Annotated in this window: 17 protein-coding genes; 8 read left to right on the forward strand and 9 right to left on the reverse strand. The window is 43.6% G+C overall.

Annotation, left to right across the window (positions count from 1 at the left end):
- Window positions 1-31 precede the first annotated feature (31 nt).
- Window positions 32-1171, reverse strand: coding sequence for an acyl-CoA dehydrogenase (locus PQ469_RS31015; RefSeq protein WP_274211104.1), 1140 nt, complete (start codon window positions 1169-1171; stop codon window positions 32-34).
- A 166-nt stretch (window positions 1172-1337) separates the two neighbouring features.
- On the opposite strand from PQ469_RS31015, the gene PQ469_RS31020 reads away from it, so the two are divergent.
- The 3 genes from PQ469_RS31020 (at window position 1338) to hemH (ending at window position 4215) form a co-directional block, all read left to right on the forward strand.
- On the forward strand, window positions 1338-2189 hold the full coding sequence (locus PQ469_RS31020) for a 4-hydroxy-3-methylbut-2-enyl diphosphate reductase (protein ID WP_274211105.1): 852 nt from the start codon (window positions 1338-1340) through the stop codon (window positions 2187-2189).
- Window positions 2190-2219: 30 nt separating this feature from the next.
- Window positions 2220-2918: a fatty acid desaturase gene (locus tag PQ469_RS31025; protein ID WP_274211106.1), complete on the forward strand. Its 699-nt coding sequence runs from the start codon at window positions 2220-2222 to the stop codon at window positions 2916-2918.
- 265 nt (window positions 2919-3183) lie between these two features.
- Window positions 3184-4215, forward strand: a complete 1032-nt coding sequence (gene hemH / locus PQ469_RS31030; RefSeq protein ID WP_274211107.1) for a ferrochelatase — start codon at window positions 3184-3186, stop codon at window positions 4213-4215.
- A gap of 110 nt (window positions 4216-4325) precedes the next feature.
- Here hemH and PQ469_RS31035 read toward each other — a convergent pair whose 3' ends face one another.
- The gene (locus PQ469_RS31035) at window positions 4326-5999 is read right to left on the reverse strand and encodes a tetratricopeptide repeat-containing sensor histidine kinase (protein ID WP_274211108.1); all 1674 of its coding nucleotides are present in this window, start codon (window positions 5997-5999) and stop codon (window positions 4326-4328) included.
- A 139-nt stretch (window positions 6000-6138) separates the two neighbouring features.
- Window positions 6139-6357: a hypothetical protein gene (locus PQ469_RS31040; protein WP_274211109.1), complete on the reverse strand. Its 219-nt coding sequence runs from the start codon at window positions 6355-6357 to the stop codon at window positions 6139-6141.
- 408 nt (window positions 6358-6765) lie between these two features.
- Here PQ469_RS31040 and PQ469_RS31045 point away from each other — a divergent pair, with 408 nt between their 5' ends.
- Together PQ469_RS31045 and PQ469_RS31050 are read left to right on the forward strand one after the other, a co-directional pair.
- Window positions 6766-7506: a hypothetical protein gene (locus PQ469_RS31045; RefSeq protein ID WP_274211110.1), complete on the forward strand. Its 741-nt coding sequence runs from the start codon at window positions 6766-6768 to the stop codon at window positions 7504-7506.
- A 35-nt stretch (window positions 7507-7541) separates the two neighbouring features.
- Window positions 7542-8330 (forward strand): hypothetical protein, encoded by a 789-nt coding sequence (locus PQ469_RS31050; protein ID WP_090652106.1) that lies wholly within the window; start codon window positions 7542-7544, stop codon window positions 8328-8330.
- A gap of 144 nt (window positions 8331-8474) precedes the next feature.
- Here the strand turns inward: PQ469_RS31050 and PQ469_RS31055 are convergent, their stop codons facing one another.
- Window positions 8475-10253, reverse strand: a complete 1779-nt coding sequence (locus PQ469_RS31055; RefSeq protein WP_274211111.1) for a cellulase family glycosylhydrolase — start codon at window positions 10251-10253, stop codon at window positions 8475-8477.
- Between the two features lie 112 nt (window positions 10254-10365).
- Window positions 10366-11778: a glycoside hydrolase family 30 protein gene (locus PQ469_RS31060; protein WP_274211112.1), complete on the reverse strand. Its 1413-nt coding sequence runs from the start codon at window positions 11776-11778 to the stop codon at window positions 10366-10368.
- A 306-nt stretch (window positions 11779-12084) separates the two neighbouring features.
- Between PQ469_RS31060 and PQ469_RS31065 the strand changes: the two genes are divergently transcribed.
- Window positions 12085-12456 carry a response regulator gene (locus PQ469_RS31065; protein ID WP_090652108.1) on the forward strand — a complete coding sequence of 124 codons (372 nt, stop codon included), beginning with the start codon at window positions 12085-12087 and terminating at the stop codon, window positions 12454-12456.
- A gap of 77 nt (window positions 12457-12533) precedes the next feature.
- Here the strand turns inward: PQ469_RS31065 and PQ469_RS31070 are convergent, their stop codons facing one another.
- Both PQ469_RS31070 and PQ469_RS31075 read right to left on the reverse strand, forming a co-directional pair.
- Window positions 12534-15476, reverse strand: coding sequence for a TonB-dependent receptor (locus tag PQ469_RS31070; RefSeq protein WP_274211113.1), 2943 nt, complete (start codon window positions 15474-15476; stop codon window positions 12534-12536).
- 215 nt (window positions 15477-15691) lie between these two features.
- Window positions 15692-16597, reverse strand: coding sequence for a collagen-like domain-containing protein (locus PQ469_RS31075; protein ID WP_090652110.1), 906 nt, complete (start codon window positions 16595-16597; stop codon window positions 15692-15694).
- Window positions 16598-16802: 205 nt separating this feature from the next.
- On the opposite strand from PQ469_RS31075, the gene PQ469_RS31080 reads away from it, so the two are divergent.
- Entirely contained in the window at window positions 16803-17075 is a 273-nt protein-coding gene (locus PQ469_RS31080; RefSeq protein WP_274211114.1) for a hypothetical protein, read from the forward strand.
- Window positions 17076-17216: 141 nt separating this feature from the next.
- Here PQ469_RS31080 and PQ469_RS31085 read toward each other — a convergent pair whose 3' ends face one another.
- Both PQ469_RS31085 and PQ469_RS31090 read right to left on the reverse strand, forming a co-directional pair.
- A complete protein-coding gene (locus PQ469_RS31085; RefSeq protein ID WP_274211115.1) occupies window positions 17217-19859 on the reverse strand; it encodes a zinc-dependent metalloprotease in 2643 nt (880 codons plus the stop codon).
- An 83-nt stretch (window positions 19860-19942) separates the two neighbouring features.
- Complete coding sequence (locus PQ469_RS31090; RefSeq protein WP_274211116.1) at window positions 19943-21190, reverse strand: aspartyl protease family protein; 1248 nt, start codon at window positions 21188-21190, stop codon at window positions 19943-19945.
- Window positions 21191-21249: 59 nt separating this feature from the next.
- Between PQ469_RS31090 and PQ469_RS31095 the strand changes: the two genes are divergently transcribed.
- Window positions 21250-22575 (forward strand): D-alanyl-D-alanine carboxypeptidase/D-alanyl-D-alanine-endopeptidase, encoded by a 1326-nt coding sequence (locus PQ469_RS31095; RefSeq protein WP_274211117.1) that lies wholly within the window; start codon window positions 21250-21252, stop codon window positions 22573-22575.
- Window positions 22576-22603: the final 28 nt, after the last annotated feature.

Consider the following 22603-nt stretch of genomic DNA (forward strand, 5'->3'; position numbering starts at 1 on the left):
GTATACTATCAAAAGTATAAAATTCAGGTGATTATTTCAATATTCCGCGCGAAATTACAATTCGCTGAATTTCTGATGTACCTTCATAAATCTGGGTTATCTTGGCATCGCGCATCATACGCTCTACATGGTACTCTTTTACAAAGCCATATCCGCCATGAATTTGAACAGCCTCAACGGTGGTACGCATGGCCATATCCGATGCAAAAAGTTTGGCCATTGAACTGGCTTGCGCGTACGGATGGTTATGATCTTTTAACCAGGCAGCCCTCAGGCAAAGCAGGCGGGCTGCTTCAATTTCGGTAGCCATATCGGCAAGTTTAAATTGAATGCCCTGTAAGTCGGCCAGGGGCTTGCCAAAGGCCTTGCGCTGTTTTGAATATTGCAAAGCAAGTTCGTAAGCACCAGACGCTATTCCCAGCGCCTGCGCAGCTATACCTATGCGGCCGCCCTCCAATAATTTCATGGCAAATTTAAATCCGAAGCCCTCGTCGCCAATGCGGTTTTCCTTAGGTACTTTAACATCGTTGAACATGATAGAATGGGTGTCTGAACCGCGTACTCCCATTTTATTTTCTTTGGGGCCTATGGTAAAACCCTCCATGCCTTTTTCAACAATAAGCGCGTTAATGCCATTGTGCCGTTTGGCGGCATTAGTTTGCGCCATTACCAGGTAGGTAGATGCGGTACTGCCGTTAGTTATCCAGTTTTTGGTGCCGTTGAGTAAATAGTAGTCGCCCATATCAATGGCGGTAGTTTGCTGCGATGTAGCATCTGAGCCAGCCTCCGGTTCAGATAAGCAAAACGCACCTATCTTTTCGCCTTTGGCCAAAGGGACTAAATATTTTTCTTTCTGAAACTCGTTGCCAAATTTTTCGATCCCATTGCAAACCAACGAGTTGTTTACCGAAAGGACGACCGCCGTAGAAGCATCAACTTTCGAGATCTCTTCAATTGCCAGCACGTATGATATGGCATCCATGCCGCTGCCGCCATATTGCGGGGCAACCATCATTCCTAAAAAACCAAGCTTGCCCAGTTTTTTAATTTGTTCGGCCGGAAATTTCTGGTGTTCGTCCCGTTCAATAACGCCGGGTTTTAATTCGGTTTGGGCAAAGTCACGGGCTGCCTGTTTAATCATCAGTTGCTCTTCTGTAAATTCAAATTGCATAGTATGATAAAAAGCTAAATATAGTAATTACGTATGTAATTGTACATATGTTAACCCGCAGGTACCCGGGTTCTGTCCATCGCCAAAACCACACCCCTGTCAATCAAACCTAATCTTTAAAATCCGGTTAAATAATCAGCAAAATCAATGGTATATTTGCAACACCATGGGAGCATATAACTTAAAGGTTACTATTGATCAGGATTCGGGCTTTTGCTTCGGAGTAGTTTATGCCATTGATATGGCCGAAGAGATACTGGCCGAAGATGGCTACCTATACTGCCTTGGCGACATTGTACATAACGACGAAGAAGTTGAGCGCCTGAAAGCACAGGGCCTGCGTATTATTGAGCACGCCGAACTGAAAAACCTGCGTAACGAGAAAGTACTTATCCGCGCCCACGGGGAAGCCCCGGATACTTATCGCATCGCTTTGGAGAACAACATAACCCTGATAGATGCATCGTGCCCGGTGGTATTAAAGCTGCAAAACCGTATCAAAACATCATATGATTCGAACGAGAAGATCCTGATCTTTGGCAAGCACGGCCATGCCGAGGTTGTTGGCCTGCAGGGGCAAACTAACAATGAAGCCCTGGTTTTTCAGGATATTGCCGAACTGGACAATATGGAGTTACCGCAAAATATTACGTTGTACAGCCAGACCACCAAAAGCATGGAAAAGTTTTACCATGTAAAGGATGAGTTGATAGCCCGTGGATATAACCTTAAAGCCAATGATACCATTTGCCGCCAGGTATCAAACCGGGATAAGGATTTGCCAAAGTTTGCCGCCCGTTTTGATAAGATAGTTTTTGTATCGGGCAAAAAATCTTCAAACGGTAAAGTACTATTTGAAGTTTGCCGCAAGCATAATCCCAATACTTATTTCATTTCGTCGGCAGACGAATTAGTGCCATCTATGTTTTCTCCAAATGATACCGTGGGCATTGCCGGCGCTACATCAACCCCTATGTGGCTGATGCAACAAGTAAAAGAAGCTATTGAAAGTATTTAGCAGCACGCTTTTTGCTGTTGTATAATCCGCATGCAAAAAAGCCCATCCAATATTGGTTTGCTGGTTGCCCTGGTGGTAATAGGTTGCTGGACCACTTCCGCTATTTTATTAATGCAATGGCATTTTAGTTTTACTAATCCACTGGTTTACATCCTGGTACTGGTGCAAATGCATTTATATACCGGCTTGTTTATTACTGCGCACGATGCCATGCATGGCACCATATCACCCAATCGGGGCATCAACAACTTAATTGGCTACCTGTGCACTTTTTTATACGCGGCATTCTGGTACCCACAGTTGTATGCCAAGCATCACTTGCATCACAACCACGTACATACAAATCATGATCCTGATTACCACAATGGCCATTTCTGGAACTGGTATGTGAGGTTTATCCGCAACTATCTTTCTATATGGCAAATTGTGGCAATGGCAATATTATTCAACTTATTAAAAATTTGGATTCCCCAACAAAACCTGCTGTTTTTTTGGGTAGCGCCATCGTTGATGAGCACATTGCAGTTATTCTATTTTGGCACCTACCAACCCCACAAAGGCGAACATGATAATATATATTTTGCCCGAAGCCAAAAGAAAAACCACGTACTGGCCTTTTTTAGCTGCTATTTTTTTGGCTATCATTATGAGCATCATCACTCACCGGGAACGCCGTGGTGGATGATGTGGAAGGTAAAGCCAGGAGTTAAGAATCAAGAATCAAGATAGCTGCACTTGTATGTTGTTGATACCAGCAAGCCCTGCGTCAGGCTTTCAGGTGTCTTGGCTCTTAAACGTCTTCTTTGTTTCGCCACCAAAACTAAAGGTGCCTTGACTCTTGGTTGTTAGTTCTAAATCCTTTTTTGCTTCGCCGCCAAACAGTAGCCGGTCGTAACTCTTGATTCTTGATTCTCTTCCTGTTACCCTTTTGTAATTTATTTATCCCATACCCCTTTGCCGGGCCAAAAATTCTTAATTTCGCACACTGAAAATTATGGGCAAAAAAGGTGTTTTATTAGTCAACTTAGGTACACCAAACAGCGCGTCGACAGCTGATGTGCGTACCTACCTCAATGAATTTTTGATGGATCCGCGGGTTATTGATATTAACCCTGTGCTACGTACCTTACTGGTTCGTGGGATAATTGTTCCGTTCCGCGCGCCAAAATCAGCCAAGTTATACCGGGCTATCTGGAGCGACACTACCGGGTCGCCGCTGATGCACTACAGTATTTTACAACAGGAAGCTTTAAAGCAACGCCTGGGCGACGAGTATGTTGTTGAGTTGGCAATGCGTTACCAAAACCCAACTATCGAATCGGCTTTGAACAGGCTGAAGGATGCATTGGTTGATGATATCCAGGTGATAGCCCTTTTCCCTCAATATGCGTCGGCCAGTACAGGATCTGTTTATGATAAGGTGATGGAATTGCTGATGCTGTGGCCAACCAAACCTACCATATCATTTGTGAACTCGTTTCATGACAATGAACTGATGATTGCCACCTTTGCCGAAAACGGCGCCAAATACGAACCCGAAAAGTTTGACCATGTGCTGTTCAGTTTTCACGGCCTACCGCAAAGGCAATTGATTAAAGCCGACCATACCCACAAACACTGCCTAAAAGTCGATAAATGTTGCGAAACAATTACCGATGCCAATAAATTTTGCTATTCGGCCCAATCGTACCATACGGCAAAACTGATTGCCGAAAAACTGAATATCCCCACAGAAAAATATACCGTCTGTTTTCAATCGCGCCTGGGTAACGACCCATGGGTACAACCATACACCAGCGAAATTGTAGCCAACCTGGCCAAAGCCGGCAAAAAAAGCCTGCTGGTGTTTTGCCCAGCCTTTGTGGCCGATTGCCTGGAAACCGTTTATGAAGTAACCACCGAGTATGGCGACGAGTTTAAAGCCCTTGGCGGCGAACGCGTACAGCTGGTAGAAAGCCTGAACGATTCACCAACATGGATTTCGGCACTGGAAAAGATGGTTAGGGATAACCATATATCGGCATAGCTACTTAATCAACAGTTTCTGTAGTACAGCACTTTTTCCGCCGGTTTAGAACTTTTTTAGACTATTGCCCCGGGGCTAACTGCATTTAAGGTGGCAGCATCCAGGTAAACTTATAACGGCTTACCTGTAACCGGTACATATACCGATACCAGCGTACCCCTGCCTACCTGTGAATCAAGTTCGACTTTACCCTTCAAAAAATTAATTCGCGACCGCAGGTTGTTCAGCCCCATTCCACCCGGGGTTTCGGAGCTGGCAGCATCAAAGCCCAGGCCGTTATCTTCAATAGTAAGGCTGATATTTGTCTCATCCCTTATCAACGAAATATCAAGCCGGCTTGCATTGGCGTGCTTCATTACATTGTTCACACTTTCCTGTAAAACCCGGTACAAAATAATTTCGATGGTATCATCAAACGGGGCATCAAAGCCTTTGCTGTAAAAATTTATGGCTATAGTATTGTTTTCAATATTCTCAATAAACTGTTTAACAACCTGTGCAAGGCCTGTTTTATGAAGCGCCCAGGGCATCATATTGTGCGATATTGTTCGTACTTCCCTAAAGCCATAATCAACCAGGTTTATCGCCTTTTCAAATCGCTTTCGCTGATCTTCATTTACAAAAGGCAGCTCGCCGCCAATAACCGTTAAGTTAATTTTTGCTGCCGACATGGTTTGGCTTACGCTATCGTGCAAATCCTGCGCAATTCGCCTGCGCTCGCTTTCTTCAGTTTCAATAATAGCCTGCATAGCCGCGTTGCGTTGCTTTAGCTGCGCTTGCTTATAAAAAATAAAAACTATCAAAAGTATCAGCAATACAAAAACAATGATGCCTACCATCCAGTAATTGCGTTTGGTTATTTCAAACTGCTGTTTCAGCAGCTGGTCTTCCCGCTGTGTTATTTCGTACCTGGTTTGTAGTTCATCAATGGTTTTTGAGTTTTTTGTAGTACTTAATGCGGCATGCTTTTTTAAATAAAAAAGCGATTGTTTGTAATTGCCCATTTGCCCATACAAATCGGCTATCTCGTTAACAGCACTGTTTTGCATGTCGGTATAATTTATCTGTGTTGCGTATTGCAAACAATTTTGCAAAGCATCCAGCGCCTGAGGATACATCTTTTTGCTTTTATATAACTGGCCCAGGTTAAAATAATTAATGGTAAGCGCAAGGGTATCACTTAATGCTTTTTTAGTTTCTATCGTTTTTAAAATGTCGGGCACCTGGATGTTTTTTTGTTTCATGCTCCCCAAAACATCGCCCATAAAACTATGGCTGTAAGCTTCAGAGGTATTTGCCTTCGCTTTTTTTACAAAATCAATCGAATCGCCGATGTCAAAAGATTGCTTGTAATAATTTAGCGCCTCCTGGTAATTTTGCCTGGCTTCATACAGCCGGCCAAGGCCGCTTAAGGCAAACATCAGCGTTTGGCGAGTGCCTGTTTTGGGTGCCAGGTCTATCGCCGCGTTGTAAAGACTAATGGCCTTATCGTAATTTTTTTGCCTGGCATACACCTCTGCCAACCGCATATAGTCATCGGCCAAAACATGCTGCTGGTTTATGGCCGCCAACACATTCGCCGCCTTATCGCAATAATGGGCTGTAGAATCATAATTGCCTTTAAAAAAATAAATTGCAGCTATGCTTCTTAGCATTAAACCGGTTACTTTTTTATCATGAAGCATCATAGCAAGATTTAGCCCTATCCGGGCAACAGGCAAAATTTCTTCTGTATTTTTTGCGGTCAGATAAGCCACAGTTTTTTCGGCGGCGGTTAAGCGCATAGTGGCTGGTAAATTACCAACCACTATTTTTCTTAAACTATCAATATTCTGACCGGAACACGGAAGGATAATTGAAAGAAACAAAAGCAAAAACAAGTATTTCATATCCCGGGTGTATGCCCCCAGTTAAAGATAGTAATTATAAGCCTCGAAAAAAAAACTGCGATTGTATAATAACTACCAGTAATGCCGATAATATGGCCAATACCGAAAACAGTGTTTGCCTTCGCTTCGCCCCCTCTATATCGGGTATCTTGCCTGTACCGCGCAACCTGTTAAATTTCAGGTTGTATAACCGTGATAACACTACAAATACAACTGGGGTACAATAAGCTAAATATTCTAAAATGGTTGTCATATCCCTTAATTTTAGGTGAAACAAATTGATTTAGCAACCTATAAATACAGCCTGCAACTGCCGGCGATATTTATTAAGTTTTGCATACCACAATTTTATAGAGTTAAAAAAAAGCACACAATACAAAGCAATTGGTATTTTTGGGAGAGTCAATAAAGTGTAGATTTACAAATAATTAGTACGATGAAAAGGAAAACAGAAAAGGCGGCTTGGCAGCGTAACTCCGAAAGCGTTTGTTACTGCTGATTTTGAGTGCTAATAAGTTAAAAAAAGCTAACTTTAATATGGATTGCCTACGCTGGGTGCAAACCAATAAAAGGACCAACAACTTACATTATATATTTCAACAAAACATAATCAATCATTTTATAACAAGCTAACAGCTTTTATAAAAAAGATAGTCATTTAATGGAAACATACCTGATCAAAAAAACAAGGAAAATCAAAGTCCGCAGCAAAATGCTGATGGCCTTGGTTTTTACTATTATAACCATTGCCTGCTGCCTAAACCAGGTGATAGCCCAAAGCAGAACCAATCAGTCCGATTGGAACGTACCGCCGCCTGTACCACCACCCTTACATCCTGGTACCCAGGTAAAAGGGGGCACCAATGGTAAGCCTCCGTTGGATAAACCCGTTGCGCTTAGCCTGAGCGATATTCCTCCGGTTTCGTTACCGCCGGCGCCTCCCGTGCAAATGCCGGTTTTGGCCGCTGTTTCAACGGTGTCGCCGGTGGTAAATACGCCCGATCAGCCAACTATATTGGGTATTGGGGCCAACCTGCCCGAAATTCCTATGCCCGGAGCGCCCGAAACTCCCGGGTTGCCAAAACAATCCCTGCGTGATTTACCGGTAACATCAATTCCCGAGCTGCCGATACCTGCATCGCCCGAATTGCCCACTTTGCCTGCCGAGCCGATACCTTCGGGCCAGCCAGTGCCTGCAAACATATCCATGCCGGCTATGCCCGAGGTACTTACCCCCGCCATGCCTAACCCGCCGGCAAACGGGGGCGGATTAGAACCTTGGCCCAGCCCGGGGATTCCTGAAAATGCCAATTTTAAGCTGATTACCGCGACCGTAAAAGAAGGCAGGACAGGTAGTATAAAAGGCGCAAAAAAAGTTAAATCTAAATCAGTTAAAAAATAAAACAGGCTGGCTTAGTAATAGGCCAGATAGCAATCATGGTATATTTAAAACATATATTAATTATAACACTAACATTTATTGGCAGTGTTACCTGTGCGCAGATTAGATTTAAAATAGGCGATGAATTTCAACGGCAGGTTATCACCAAATCAAATTGTGTTTTACAACGGGGCGGTCAAACGCTACGTGTCGGTTCGATTTCAAACATTGTAAAAACCTACAAAGTAATAGATGCAACCGAAAAGAACGCCTCCGTTACCATCATAACCGATAAGTTGATTGATACCGTAAATGCGATGGATCAAAACCTGGTATATAATTCGGCCAGGCCAGGCGATCCAAATTCTATTATCCATGCAGGTTTGCAAAAAATGGTAAATACCCGGCCAATGGTTACGGTAAATCATAAAGGCGAAGTATTGAATTTAAAACGCCCTGTATCGGTAGATGATACGCTGTTGTCGTTCACCGGCATCCAGCCCGAGCGGTTATTACCCGGCAGCACCCTGCAGTTTATGGTCGACTTCCCTGTAAACCCAGCACTAAAAAAAGGTTACACGTGGACAGACGCCACCAAAGCTGCCGAAACCAGTTATACTATTTACGCTGTAAGCGGGCGTACTACCACAATAACCTATAAAACATCTGTTTTAGGCGGCAATTTAAATAGCCGCATTAACGGATCAATATTGATAGACAACCTCACCGGCATTATTTTAAAACGCTATTCGCAAAGTGTTTCTACCGGGTACGAAATGGTAAACGGTGTTGTTTATACTGCCACCCGCAGAACGGCCATTACCGAGGTGAGTGTTAAAAAGTAAAAGTATCAATATGTATGTACGCCAAATTTTTAGTGCTTATTCTTTTCAGTTATGTCCTGTCAAGTGTGGCCATTACCTGCCTTGTAAAAAGTTCCGGGCCAACTCTTATTAAAGAATTGGCCCGGATTTTAAGCTGATACTCTATTATTTCTCCTTATCAAACTTCATCCAATGCAGGTTAAAGCCTCCCATATCCACATAAATTCTAACTTTATTAATACCGGCTTTTAATCGGATATTTTTCAGCTCAATAACCTGCCATTTTTTAAAGCCGCCTGTGGCGGGTACATTGATAGCTTGAGTGGCTCCATTAACATTTAGGGTTATTTTGCCATCATCGGCTGCTGCCGCTACTTTAAGCTTTACGGTGTAGCTGCCGGATGCCGTGGTTTTCAGTGTGTATTGCAGCCATTCGCCTTTTTCAATATCGGTTACATAATAACTATTGTAGGCGGCAGAATCTTTAGCGATATCTACCCCATCGTTACGATACATGTGCCCATTGTTGCCTTTGCCGTATTTACCGGTTGATACGTGATAGTCGGCAGTATCGGTATCAAAATAGGCGTAGCCGTTGCGGCCCAGGTCATAATCTACCGCGTTGATGATAGTGCCATTGGTAATCTTATTGGCCTTAAACGGTTTGGTTGCTGTGGTGTGGGGCTGCCTGAAAATAGCATCTATTACATCATGGTGAATAATGGCGTTTTCCAGTTTGGCATAAGTGGCCATTTCTAAAGTACCGCTGTAAACATTGCTTTCCTTGGGCTTGTTCCGGCCGGTATTCAGGTAGTTGGTAACATCGTCATAATTCGGGTTCGATGGTATCTCGATAGGGTTATTATTCCCCATCTTTTTCAACGGCCAAAGCGCCCAGCCAATGTTATTTTTCTCTAACAGGCCAATGGCTTCGGTTAGCCACACGTTGGAGTTTTCGCCCGTTTCGCCAAGCCACACGGGTATGTTGTACTGGTCGCGTGTTTTTACAATATGTTCTACCGATTTTTGGTCGTTATAGTTCCAGTATTTGTGAAAGCTAAGCACCATGTTTTTATCCCAGGCCGGCAAAATGCCGTTGTAGTTGTTGCCCCAGCCATTACCTTCAATAATAATAATGTGCTTTTTATCAACCTGGCGTATCGCCGTTGTAATATCAACCATCAATTTTCTTAGCGGAGCATTGGTTTTTTCCTTCAGGCCATTTTTATCATTCGCCGGGTCATCAAAGCCAAAGTTGGGTTCGTTAATAATGTCATAACCGGCTATGTTGGGCTCGTTTTTATACCTGTCGGCAAGTTTATGCCAAAGGGCAATCATTTTTTGCTTGTTAGCCTCGCTATCCCACAACGAGGGGTTATCGGTATTCCTGTCGGATATGTTCAGATCATTGCCCTGGCCGCCCGGTGTGGCATGCAAATCAAGTATCAGATACATATGATTGGCCTTACACCAGGCCAGCAGGTGGTCGGTCATTTTAAAGCCTTTGTCTATCCAGGTATTTTTTCCGGCAACGGGTTCTTTTTCTATAGGGAGCGTATACAGGTTATAATGCATGGGCAGCCTAACCGAGTTAAAGCCCCATCGATGCATCGAATCCACATCAATTTTGCGGGTGTTGTTGGCCAGCCAGGTATCGTAAAACTCTTTGGTTTCTACCGGGCCCATCAGCTCCTCCAGCCGCTCGCGGATGCGGTATTGGCGGCTATCTTTGGTTACATGCAGCATGTAACCCTCCTGCAGCATCCAGCCGCCAAGACCCATGCCGCGCAGCAGCACATTTTTGCCTTTTTCGTCGGTTATCTTTTTACCGTCAGTCTTTAAAAAACCCTGTTGTGCCTGGCTTTGTACCGATATAAAAGAGGCCGCGGCCAATACCAACAGGCTCTTAAAAGAAAATATATTTTTAACAGATTTTGTTAACATGTTATTAGCGATTATTATAAACGTTTATTTTAAGAGAGCCAAGAGTCAAGATAAGCGCAAAAGGCTGTTACCTGTTTTTTTCTTTGTCATGTCTTAATTCTTGATTCTAATTCTACCATGTATAAGTACCAACAGATCCTTTATCTAAATGTGCGGCAAGTGTTTTGCCGGCGTAGCTGATATCAAAATCCTGTGCGGCGTCGCTGGTATTGGCCACAATTAAAACCTTTTTGCCATCGGGAGTTTTAAAAGCCACGTTTGGCAATTTATCCAGGTTGTTTGATGCTATGCGCACCGAACCGGGCCTCACAAATTTTGATGCATGCGCAATGGTATAATAAGCCACGTTTTTTTTCACCTCATTTTTGTTGATGGTAACCGCGCCCTGGCACGATGGGCATCCGCCCCTATCGGTATAAGGTTTATAATCCTGGTCGGCGGCCAGGTTCCATTCCAGTACGTTGCGGCTCCAGTTGCGGGTTGCGCCAATAATCAGGTGCTTTAGCGGCCACCTCATATCAATGGTCGATTCGTTTTCGGGCTCAACCACCATCTGCTCGGTAAAGTAAACGTTCTTTTCCGGGTGGGCGTAGTGAACGGTGCTTAGGGCGCTGATATCGCCGCCATATAAGTGAAAACCCGAGCCATCAATATATTTTGCTGCCGCTTTGTCGTTTAGTATCGAAATTGGGTAGTCGGGCCGGTCGCAGTTATGATCGTACAAAATAATTTTTGTTTTGATGCCTGCTGCCTTAAAGGCAGGGCCTAAGTTGTTTTTAATAAAAGCACCTTCATCAGGGGCAACCAGCAGTAAGCTGGGATTGTTGCCGGGATGTAAAGGCTCGTTTTGTACGGTAATGGCATCTATGTTTATGCCCTGCGCCTTCATCCCCTGTATATATTTTACCAGGTATTTAGCATAGGTACCCCAATATTCGGGCTTTAACCTGCCGCCGCGGGTATCGTTGTTGGTTTTCATCCATGCCGGGGGCGACCATGGCGAACCCAATATTTTTATTGAGGGGTTAATGGCCAGTATTTGTTTCATCACCGGTATTACGTCCTGCTTATCGGGGCCAAGGTCAAAATGTTTTAATGTGGGGTCGGTTTGGCCGGCGGGCATGTCATCGTACGAGAAAACTTTTTCATTTAAATCAGATGCGCCTATGCTCAACCGCAAATAGCTTACGCCAATGTTGTTGTCATTAAAGGCAAACAAGTTTTTTAACAGCGCGGCGCGGCTATCGGCATTCATGCGGATGATGTGCATGGCGCTGCCGCCGGTAAGCGCGAAGCCAAAACCATCAATGGGCTGGTAAGTTTGCTTGTCATTCACCGTAATGGTAATTTCATTGGGCTTGCCCCCTGTTTTAAACTCCTGCGTTTCTTTTTGCCTGGCAAACAATGCCGACCTATCGGCTTTAGTAAGCCAAACACTGGCCGCTGTTGTTTTTTGAGCTGATGCTATGGTAGCGGTACACATCAGCGCTGCCGCCGATAAAAACGAAATGACATGCTTATTCATCAAACAAATATTTAACGGGTTATACATAATCCAAAACAGGAAAAAAGGCCGGAAGGCAATTGGTTGAGTAAATTTATTATTGTTTTTGGTATATAAAGGCATAAATTATTAAGTAACCAACAATTTACGTGTATTTGGTACACAAAGACTTCAGAGAACACGGATACAAAGGTCTGAACTGTTAATCTGACAAGAAACGTGTATTTGAAAGGGCGAGTTAAAGACCCGGAAAAGCACCATTTAATTAGAACCTAAATTTATTTGCTTTTATTAAAAATAAGCTATATTTTCACTTGCACTATCCGCATGAGAGACCCGAATAAAAAGATCATCATTTTTGATGATGACGAAGACATCCTTTCTATATGTAGTTATATTTTAGAAGAGCAAGGCTGGGAAGTTTTTACCTTCACTGATTGCAATAATATAACGGAAAAAGTATCTGGTGTTTTACCGGATGTTATACTTATGGATAACTGGATTCCAGATGCTGGTGGCATTATTGCCACCCAAACGTTAAAGAAATCGGAAGCATTAAAAAACATCCCGGTAATTTACTTTTCGGCCAATAGCGATATCCAGATCCTGGCCAGCAATGCCGGTGCCCAAACTTATCTTGCCAAACCGTTTGACCTGGAAGAATTGGAAAAGGTAATCAGCAAGGTGCTGATTAGTTAATAATCATTAAATTTTTATTCTACAGTATATAACAAGGCCCCATCTGCTCAGGATAGGGCCTTGTTAGTTTATGCCTTTTATTGCGGACCGCCCGGGCCGCCGCCGCCAGGACCGCCACCGCCTGGCCCACCGCCATCGCCGCGGCCACCCCGTTCGCCGCGCGGCCTGTCGCCCCTGATGTCCTGGGTTGGCGCTTTACCCGCAAATTTTTGCAGGCGCAGTGTAAAGGTAAGCAGGTAATAACGCGCAAGCCTGTTTACGTTTGATACGGTAGTTGAACTGGCTGTTGTGGTTGATGAATAACCGGTGTTTTGATTAAATAAATCGAAAGCCGATAGCCGCAGGGTAGCTACCTTGTTTTTTAAGAACCGGCGTTCCACATACATATTTAAAATATTAGGGTTAGTTACTTTAATGATTGAAGCATAACCGTAATTGGTTGCCTTGGTATAATCGTAGCTAAATACCCAATCGCCAAAATAGTTTTTCCCGTTAAGGCCAATGTTCCAGGTTCTGATATTGGTTAAACCATCGTTAATATCATTCTTTACCGAGTTGGTTGTCCTGTTGATGGCATAGTTGGTTAAAATTTGCGCATCGATGATATTTGGCAAATCTACCCTGAACCGTATTTCGGGAGTAAAAACCAGGTTTTTAGCTATGTTTTTTTGTTGCGCAGAAGCTATCTGATCAGGCGTGGCCGCCAGCGGGTCAAGGTCGGTCAGGCTGGTTAAGTAGCCTACGTTATTATTATATTGGGCGGTACCATTAAGCGTAACTGAATATTTGCGCTCGGCCCATGGTTTGGAGTAAGTAACCCGGCCGGTAAAATTATAAAAGCCATCGGCATTCAGGTATTGGGTAAATATCCTGTTTGAGGTGTTTGATGTAATGGTATTAGTTACAACCTGGTTAGATATGTTTTGGTAAGTAAAGTTGGCAAAAAACACATTACCCGTTGTAAAGCTAAAGTTGTTATACCTGATAGATATATTGTTGGTAAACGCAGGTTTCAGGTATGGGTTACCCTGAACCGGGTATAGCGCATTTGAAAAATCGATAACTGGCTGCAACTGCGTAAAGCTTGGTGCCGCGTTTGAGCCGTTATAGTTAACCGCGAATGTTTTGCTGCGCGAAAAATTATAAATATAGCGGGCAGTAGGTATAATATTAAAGGTGTTTTTATGCGTATCCGGGATGTTATCGTTTGATACGGAGTGGCCATCTAACGTTGAGGGCTGCACGGCTAAGCCTAAAGTATAGTTATACTTTTTCTCGATGAACCGATAGTTTAAGCCAACCTTATTGGTGGTGAACGTATAATCAAATTTGTTCGACAGCAAATCGTACACATTCCAGGTTTGGGCATTGCTTAGCGTGTCAGTTTCCTTATTATTTACCGTTGCCGAATGGTTTAAGGCGTAATTAAGCTCTAAATATGAACGTGCGCCCAATGGCTCAAGGTACGATAGGTTTACGCCAACGCTATTGGTACGGCTATACGTATTAATAATCTGGTTTTCGGGAGCGGTTTGCTGTGTACCCGGAACAAAATTATAAATAGGGTTTTGATATGATGTGGTTGGCGCCGAGCTTGCCGATGCAAAAATACTCAGGTTACGGCGGTGCGGAAATCTATGGTTATACAATGCTGTAATACCGTAATTAGGCGATTGCGAATCGCCATTGGTAGTAGAAGTGTATGCCGAAGCAAGGGTTCCTTCCCTGGTAAGGTTTACACTATCCGATTCATTGGTATTGGTGCTGCCGTATGAAAAAGATGGCACCACCTTTAAGTAATTAACAGTATCCGGCTTATACTCCATGTTCCAGTTAAACCGGTGATTTATATTCTGATCTTTTTCGAGGCTTAACTGGTGCTGCTCGCTTGGGTTGGCTGCCGAGGTGTTTTGCTGAAAAATATTGTTATTGGTGCTTGTGGTATTATCTGCAAAGCTATAACTACCATATACAGCAAGATTTTTGCCCCACTGATCGCGAAAGTTTACGCCTATTGATTTTGCATCGGTTAAGCCATTTTGAGCGGTAATAAGACTTCCGCCGCCACCACCGCCACGGCCCGCGTTGCCACGGCCGCCACCACCGCCAAAACCACCACCGCCGCCGCCACCTGTAGTGCCGAACGAAAAGGTGTTAACATTGGTGTTATTGATACTTCCCTGCACCGCAATTTGCTGATCGCCGTGGAAATTGAAAATATTTAATGATCCTATGTAGCGGTTTTTATTGGGTACCCCCTGGTCTTGTGGCAAGGCATCGCGACCATCGCCTGCAGTAGCCTGGGCTGTATAGCCATAGTTTTTATCTTTCCTAATGGTAATGTTCATTACTTTGGTAGGGTCGCCGGTTTTAATACCTGTAAGATTGGCCTGATCGCCGTAATCATCAATCATCTGTATGTTCTCGATGATATCAGCAGGCAGGTTTTTGGTAGCGCTCTGCACATCGCCGCCCATATAATCCTTGCCGTTTATCCGCACTTTGGTAACCTGCTTGCCCTGCGTGGTAATATTGCCGTTTACATCCACATCCACACCAGGAAGCTTTTTTATCAAATCTTCGGTGGGCGCGTTCGCGCGTACTTTGTAAGCAGCAGCGTTGTATATTACCGTATCCTCTTTAAGGGTAATGGGGTTGGCGGCCCCTACAATGTTTACCTGGCCAAGCAAATTTGTTTCGGCCTTTAATAATATCAAACCTAAATCTACCGGCTTGGTATTATCCTCCAATGCAAAGTGTTTTTTTATGGCTGTAAACCCAATTGACGATATCGTAAGCGTTATTTTACTGCCTTTAACGCCAGGGAACCTGAATTTACCATTAGCATCGGCAACGGTTAATGAACTATCGCCGGCATCGTTAACCAGTTTTACACTACTGCCGGGCAAGCTAAGTTTGGCGGTATCGGCAATGGTACCACTGATATCGCGTGCAGTTTGGGCATATGCGCCAAAGGCGCTTAACAAAAAAATACTTAAAATTAAAATTAGGGGTTTCATGATATATGCTGAGCTACAAGTGTATTTATTTGTGTTAAAGACACAGTTAAAGTGCAAATGTTCAACATATAAAGGGCATATTAAATAATAAACATATAATTGTTACACATTCGGCTATTAAAGGCCTATCAATCATATTATTGTTACATATATGAGCAAAAAAAAGCCCGGCATTGCCGGGCTTGGGTGTTATTATAAGATCAGTCAGTTTTAAATTAATTCAAGTGCAATGCCGATGCAACTTCGTTATAGTTTTTAAAGTTGAGGCCGGGGTGGGTAACCTGTAAAGTAGTTACACTGCCACCAGGAATCACCACAACTTTAAAATCATAGCCGGGCGAGTTGAAATTAGCTATTACATTTACAAAGCCTAAGCCCACATCCGATTGGTATATGGCATTGGTAATCCTGATGAAAGGTAAAGCGTAAAAGCTTGATGTACCAGTTACCCTTAAATACACTAAAACAAGCCCGCTATTAACAATTTCCTGAGTAATTGCCGGTACATTAAGCCTGGTTGCCGCAGCCGAACTCACATTTTGATTGGTTATTATATAACTTTTGATGTTAGTAGTTCCATCAGCGCCTGCCGGCCCCTGTGGCCCCGCCGGTCCTTGTGGGCCGGTAGCACCAGTTGCACCCGTAGCTCCGGTTGCTCCTGTAGCGCCTGTAGCTCCGGTTGCCCCAGTTGGTCCTGCAGGACCTCTTGGCCCAACTGCACCTGTAGCGCCGGTTGCACCTGTAGCTCCCGTAGCACCGGTTGCTCCCGTAGCGCCGGTTGCTCCCGTAGCACCAATTGGACCTGCCGGTCCTTGTGGCCCAATAGGGCCAGTAGCTCCGGTTGCCCCGGTAGCACCTGTTGCCCCTGCCGGCCCTTGCGGGCCAATAGGGCCGGTAGCACCTGTGGCTCCCGTAGCCCCGGTTGCTCCTGTTGGGCCAGGTATACCCGTTGTTGCGCCTTGCGGCCCCTGCGGCCCTGTTGCACCTGTATCTCCTTTTGGCCCCTGTGCCCCATCAGCACCTGTAGCCCCGGTTGGGCCGGGTGTTTTATCCCTTTTGCATGAATTTATGCTAATCATGCAAAGCAATAAAACGGGTAGTAAAAGTCGTAGTTTTCCCATAACAAATATTTTTAGTAGTATATAGTATGCTTTAGTACGGATGTGTGGATAATTAGTTACACGAAACAGCGGCAGAAAACGTTATTTTTATTATTAATTAAAATTTTAGCCGTGATGATTATCCACATAGTTATTAAACAAATGTCTAAAAGACGGTGCAACAAAACTCCAAGCAATTTCGTTATACTTAAAAAACATTTAACCTATGAACAAGATCAGCAACAATTTACACGCAAAGGTCCATAATTGGATGGATGCGATCGGCTTTAGGCTCAATGCCTCGCAAACTAATGGTAAAAATAATGTTACAATCAATCATTATTTTTTTGAAACTTTCAATTTTTTTGAGAAAGCCAGGAGAAATCATCCAGAAAGCACCCAATTTCTTTGCTTTGATGCCTACGGCGAAAAAATAAATGTAAAATCACTGCTCGATATACAGGTTGCATTTTTTGAAAACATAAGTCAGCTTAAATAATGCCTGTTTTATTGCCGCTAATTGTTCAATAGTAAAAGAATTTTTCCCAGGCATCAATGCATGCCAAAATCATAAAAAAAGCCTGCTTAAGTAAATTATTAAGCAGGCTTTTTATTCGGCTATCTTTACCTAAAAGACAAATTAGTTATCCACATTTGTTTTTGGCCAGCAATTAAGGTACCCCTTGCTTGTATATTCTTTCAATATTTCTTCGCTATTGATGCCACGTATCACACCAGCACCGGGTAAATTAACTATTGGCCTCGTTGGGTTTAACGCATCTTTTATGCGCAGCTTTAAATCAGCATAATGTGCAGCAGTTAATGCATCGCCTCCTTTTGGCAGGCTGGCATCAATTTTCTTTAATTCGGCACGTACCATAGGCCTGATATCCGATAAAGCCATATTGATTGGTGTTAATCCAAATGAGGCTAATACCTGCGGCGGGAAGCCCGGGAAGCCCCTGAAATCATCAGTCAATAAACTCCTTAGGTTTTCCACGTATCCGCGCTGCAGGTTGCGTTTAAATGCATCTGGCTTGCCGGTTGCAAAAATGCCTGGGCGCAGGTCATCCAGCAAATTGGCTACGGTATAAGCGGCGGTGCCGTTTTTGGCTTCATTATCATACATACGGGCCAGCCTTGATTGGCTTAGTACATTGCCAAGCACAGCTACCTGCATCCCTTTAATGCGGTTGTACATTACGCCATTATCAAACTTGCCCAGCTCGGCTTTATCAATAAGCCAATAAGGAGTGGTAAATATTTGTTTATTTAAAAAAACCACCGCATCATGTTGCAAGGCTTTACCTATAAAATCATAAACCGGGCCTTTTTGATCATACGTTTTAAAGTTTTCGTTCATCCCGCCAATGTTGGTGGTTACATGGCCCATATAACGGTAATACTGACCCAAAACCTCGTTGTAGAGCTCGCTTACATCACTATAGTCTTCATTTTTTTGATAGGTCCATTTTTCAAGGTTTGGTAAAATACGCTTCAGGTTGGCAATGCCATACGTACTCGCCTTCATCGCATTATCGCCCAAATCTTCATTTTGCAGGCGCGGATCAATTGATGTGCCCTGGCGGCCAAAATAGTACAAGGGGTTACCTGCTTTTTTGTTTGTCCAATCGGCCAGAATATCCTTCTCCTCATCCGCAGTTTTATTGCCGGGAAACCAGCTATAACCCCATTTTACAGCCCAAAGATCGTACTCGCCAATTTGCGGATAAAGGTGCGTTACGTTATCGCCAGGCTGGGCTATATAGTTAAAACGGGCATAATCCATAATTGATGGCGCGGTACCATGCTTGTCTGTAAACGATTTTGAACGTAACGAATCGACAGCATAAGCATAGCTTGAACCAAAATTATGGGGCAACCCAAGCGTATGGCCAATTTCATGAGATGATACAAAACGAATCAGCTCGCCCATTTGCTCGTCGGTAAACTGCGCCTTGCGTGCGGCCGGGTTAACGGCTGCAGTTTGTATCAGGTACCAATCGCGCAGCAGATTCATTACATTATGGTACCAGCCAACATGGCTTTCTAAGATTTCGCCGCTACGTGGGTCGGATACGTGCGGGCCGTAAGCATTTTCAACATCAGAAGCAAAGTAGCGGATAACGCTGTAGCGGGCATCTTCGGTACTAAATTCAGGATCCTGCTTTTTTGTTGGCGCTTCTTTACCAATTATGGCATTTTTAAAACCCGCGGCTTCGAACGCCTTATTCCAGTCGTTTATACCGGCAATTAAGTATGGCACCCATTTTTTTGGTGTGGCAGGGTCAATGTAGTAAATAATTTGCTTTTTAGGTTCAACCAGTTGTCCTTTGGCATAAGCTGCCGGGTCTTTTGGTTCCAGTTTCCAGCGGTGTATATAGGCTGTAACCTCCGATTTTTGCTTATCGGTACCATAATCAGTTTGGCGCTGACCAAAAAAACCGACCCTGGCATCGCTGATGCGTGGTTTCATTGGTGTTTTTGGCAATAATACCATTGAGGTATTTAATTCGAACGTTACCGCACCGTTTGAGTTATCCGTCGGCGACTCGCCAGAACGATAGGTTTTTAATGTACGGGCCTCCAGGTTAATGGGGAAGCTTTTAATGGTATCGATGTATGACCGTGCGCCATCAACCCCCGAAATTTTATAGGCTTTTTTTACATCATCAGATAAACCTATCGCTGCAATATCGCCGTTGTAAAAATCTGTTACATCAATTAAAACACCGGTTGTATCTTTATTAAAAGCCTTGATATCAAAAGAAGCCAAAACGGCATCAAGGTTTGAGTTTTTAACCGACTGATACATATCAGATGTACTATCGGCCCTTACACTATAACTGGGTACACGAATAAAAACCTGTTTATCATGGCGCTCCCATTTCCAAACCTGCTCGTTAAGCTGTTCGCCGCCGTATTGCTGACCAAATGTTCTTAAACCGGCCGGAGTTTTTACGTAGCGGGTTACAACAAGCATTTCGCGGCTTAGCAATGAATCTGGAATTTCACAGTAATACTTGCCATCAACCTTATAGGTATTAAACAATCCGCTATCAGCTTTCATTTTACCCGTAATCAGGTCGCTGAATTTCTTGATGCCCTCTTTTTTAGGGGCGCCAACGGTAGCGGTAGCAGTTGTACCACCGGGGCCGGCTGTTGTTTTAAGGGTTAAAGTTTGATTTGCCGTTTGCTTTTTTGTGGCGCAGGAGGCAGCCAAAACGGTTAAAATTAACGCAGTGCCGCGGATAAACTGGCCTGCCACAGGGTTTTTCTTCATTAATTAGTCTACTTAAAACGTAAACTTATGCAAAGTTTACCGTTTTTTATAAAACAGGGGCTTAATTAAATAAAAAGAGGCCATCAAATTCTGCGTTTTAAGGTAAGCACTACCTTATCCAGCCTTTTATCATGAAAAACATCCAACAAAAGGCTCCTGTCATTTCTCGAGCGGAATAATTCGTCAATTTCTTCAAGGCTCATTTTAGAAACCGGCTTAAAGTTAATGGCAACTATCTCGTCATCCCGCTCCAGTCCTATTTCGTCGCCGGCCGAGCCGGGCTCCACGCGGTTAATAATTACCCTATCCAAATTAGCGCCCGCGGCATAGTATTCAATGCCGCTCATATCATGTTCAAAGGGCTGTTTAAAATTGGCATTGGGTTTCAGATACATAGAATTACCTGTATAATCGAAGATAACCGAGAACCGCTTAAGCACACCAATGCCCAGGTTACCATCCCTGGGTACCGAAAGCCGGGTTTGGTTATTGCCGTCGTCGGGAAAGGATGATATAATGCCTTTAATTTTAAACTTGCCTATCTCGAGCGATTCCAAACGGGCAATGAACCCATTAATAGGCCCGTTTAAACCAATCCCGAGGTTGGCCGACGCGATAAATTTTTGTGGCAACCCATATAATGGTATAATCTTTTCAAGCGATATCGGGTGCCCGGCTCCAAGATCAATAATTAGTTTGCTTTTTACAACACGCCCCCCCTGCAACACCACATTACTTACTACATAAGGCTTTCTATCTTCAATAGTTATGGGTATCTGCGTACCCTTCCTGAAAACTTTAAGGTCTTTTGGCCGCGTAACAGTAACTGTGCTATCCTGAAAATCTATTTTAACAGCCAGGTTATTAAAAAACTCGTATCCTATAAGCCCGTGTATAGGCATGCCTGCATAACCCGATAAGCTGAAAAGGTCTTTTTTTAATATAGCCGCCGCCACATCATAACTTACCAGGCCCGGGATATCTATTTTTAAGGCCGAAGTTACATACGCTTCGGCATCGGCACCTTCGCCAAGCCCGGGTATCTTTAAGGTGCGTTTGTTAGGTATGCTGATAGAATCGGCTAACTTAGGGTCGGTTATAATCATAAGGCCAACGCCGGTGTCTAAAATAAAATTAAACGGCCCCCTGTTGTTGATGCTTAATTTAATAACCATAAGGTTACGCACCAGCCTAAAAGGTATGGTTACTTTTTTTTTGCGGGCATCTAAATCAAAGTACTGTGCACGGGCTGTTGTGAAACAAAATGCCAGCAGCCACAAGAGCCACAACGACCGAAAATGCTTTAGTTTATGAAATAGCTTAAGTAACAATTTGGTATAATTGGTAATATTAAATTTACAACATTAATTGATTAAATAAATAAATATTTATGCGGGGCACAACATTTACGTTTCTGATAACAATTTACGGTTTATTATTGGGGAGTTGCAGTATTCAAAGCCATTCCATTAATAAACGGAATATTAAAAAGCAGTTTGAGCAATCGCAGGTGTCCAATGATCATTTTACCGGTTTTGCTTTGTACGATATGGATCAAAAAAAGATGGTATTTGAGTTAAATTCTGATAAATATTTTACCCCTGCATCAAACACCAAACTGTTTACTTTTTATACCTGCCTTAAAATGCTGGGCGATTCGATACCGGCATTAAAGTACGAAGTGCACAATGATTCATTGGTATTTTGGGGCACCGGCGACCCATCCTTTTTACACAGCGACCTAAAGGGAGTTAACGGTTTTAATTTTTTAAAGAACAGTAGTAAAAACCTGTATTGGTCGGCCACCGGTTATACGGGTAAAATTTTTGGCCCCGGATGGGGATGGGATGATTACAATGACGATTACCAGCAGGAACTAAGCACTTTCCCGATAGAAGATAACGAAGTATTTTTATACGGCGATGCCGATGGCAACCTGCAGGTAAAGCCGCAGTACTTTAAAAGATTTTTAACCCGCGACCCCGATTTTAAGCCTGCCGGATTTAAAGTACAACGCGACCTGTTAACTAACCGGTTTGCATACCCGCAAACAGACGTTCCTAAAAAATTCAACCAACTGGTACCATGGAAAACAAGCGATATGCTTACAAAGGAATTGTTAGAAGATACCTTAAAAAAACCTGTTTACCTAACGTACCTGCCCATCGGCAGCGCGGCCAAAACCATTTATAATACCAACGCCGATTCTGTATATCGCCGGATGCTGCAGCCAAGCGATAACTTTATTGCCGAACAATTGCTGCTGGTTTGTTCGGCGGTAAAGTTTAATATGCTGAACGCCGATTCGGTAATCAATTACTCGAAAAAGCACTTTTTAAATGATTTACCTGATGAGCCGCAATGGGTAGACGGATCGGGCCTGTCGCGTTACAATCTGTTTACCCCGCGCAGCATGGTAAAATTACTATGCAAAATTGCCGGCGAAGTTAAAAGTGATACACTGCTGCACAGCCTGATGCCTGCGGGGGGACTAACCGGTACCATTAAAAATGCCTATAAAACAGATAACGGGAAGGCTTTTGTTTGGGCTAAAACCGGATCGTTATCCAATAATCATAATCAAAGCGGTTACCTGGTAACTCGTAAGGGCAAGCACCTGGCCTTCGCTTTCATGAATAACAATTTTACCCGGCCCGCTAAAGATATCAGGGGCGAAATGGTGAGGGTGATGACATGGATACATGAAACGTATTGAGCGGCAGCCCCCTCTAAATCCTTCCCGG

Origin of the sequence: Mucilaginibacter sp. KACC 22773 (genome assembly GCF_028736215.1) — a bacterium.
Lineage (GTDB): Bacteria > Bacteroidota > Bacteroidia > Sphingobacteriales > Sphingobacteriaceae > Mucilaginibacter.

Bases quoted from the DNA above. Each gene is read 5' to 3' on its own strand.
- PQ469_RS31015 (WP_274211104.1), bottom strand. From the start codon at position 1,171: ATGCAATTTGAATTTACAGAAGAGCAACTGATGATTAAACAGGCAGCC.
- PQ469_RS31020 (WP_274211105.1), top strand. From the start codon at position 1,338: ATGGGAGCATATAACTTAAAGGTTACTATTGATCAGGATTCGGGCTTT.
- PQ469_RS31025 (WP_274211106.1), top strand. From the start codon at position 2,220: ATGCAAAAAAGCCCATCCAATATTGGTTTGCTGGTTGCCCTGGTGGTA.
- hemH (WP_274211107.1), top strand. From the start codon at position 3,184: ATGGGCAAAAAAGGTGTTTTATTAGTCAACTTAGGTACACCAAACAGC.
- PQ469_RS31035 (WP_274211108.1), bottom strand. From the start codon at position 5,999: ATGCGCTTAACCGCCGCCGAAAAAACTGTGGCTTATCTGACCGCAAAA.
- PQ469_RS31040 (WP_274211109.1), bottom strand. From the start codon at position 6,357: ATGACAACCATTTTAGAATATTTAGCTTATTGTACCCCAGTTGTATTT.
- PQ469_RS31045 (WP_274211110.1), top strand. From the start codon at position 6,766: ATGGAAACATACCTGATCAAAAAAACAAGGAAAATCAAAGTCCGCAGC.
- PQ469_RS31050 (WP_090652106.1), top strand. From the start codon at position 7,542: ATGGTATATTTAAAACATATATTAATTATAACACTAACATTTATTGGC.
- PQ469_RS31055 (WP_274211111.1), bottom strand. From the start codon at position 10,253: ATGTTAACAAAATCTGTTAAAAATATATTTTCTTTTAAGAGCCTGTTG.
- PQ469_RS31060 (WP_274211112.1), bottom strand. From the start codon at position 11,778: ATGAATAAGCATGTCATTTCGTTTTTATCGGCGGCAGCGCTGATGTGT.
- PQ469_RS31065 (WP_090652108.1), top strand. From the start codon at position 12,085: ATGAGAGACCCGAATAAAAAGATCATCATTTTTGATGATGACGAAGAC.
- PQ469_RS31070 (WP_274211113.1), bottom strand. From the start codon at position 15,476: ATGAAACCCCTAATTTTAATTTTAAGTATTTTTTTGTTAAGCGCCTTT.
- PQ469_RS31075 (WP_090652110.1), bottom strand. From the start codon at position 16,597: ATGGGAAAACTACGACTTTTACTACCCGTTTTATTGCTTTGCATGATT.
- PQ469_RS31080 (WP_274211114.1), top strand. From the start codon at position 16,803: ATGAACAAGATCAGCAACAATTTACACGCAAAGGTCCATAATTGGATG.
- PQ469_RS31085 (WP_274211115.1), bottom strand. From the start codon at position 19,859: ATGAAGAAAAACCCTGTGGCAGGCCAGTTTATCCGCGGCACTGCGTTA.
- PQ469_RS31095 (WP_274211117.1), top strand. From the start codon at position 21,250: ATGCGGGGCACAACATTTACGTTTCTGATAACAATTTACGGTTTATTA.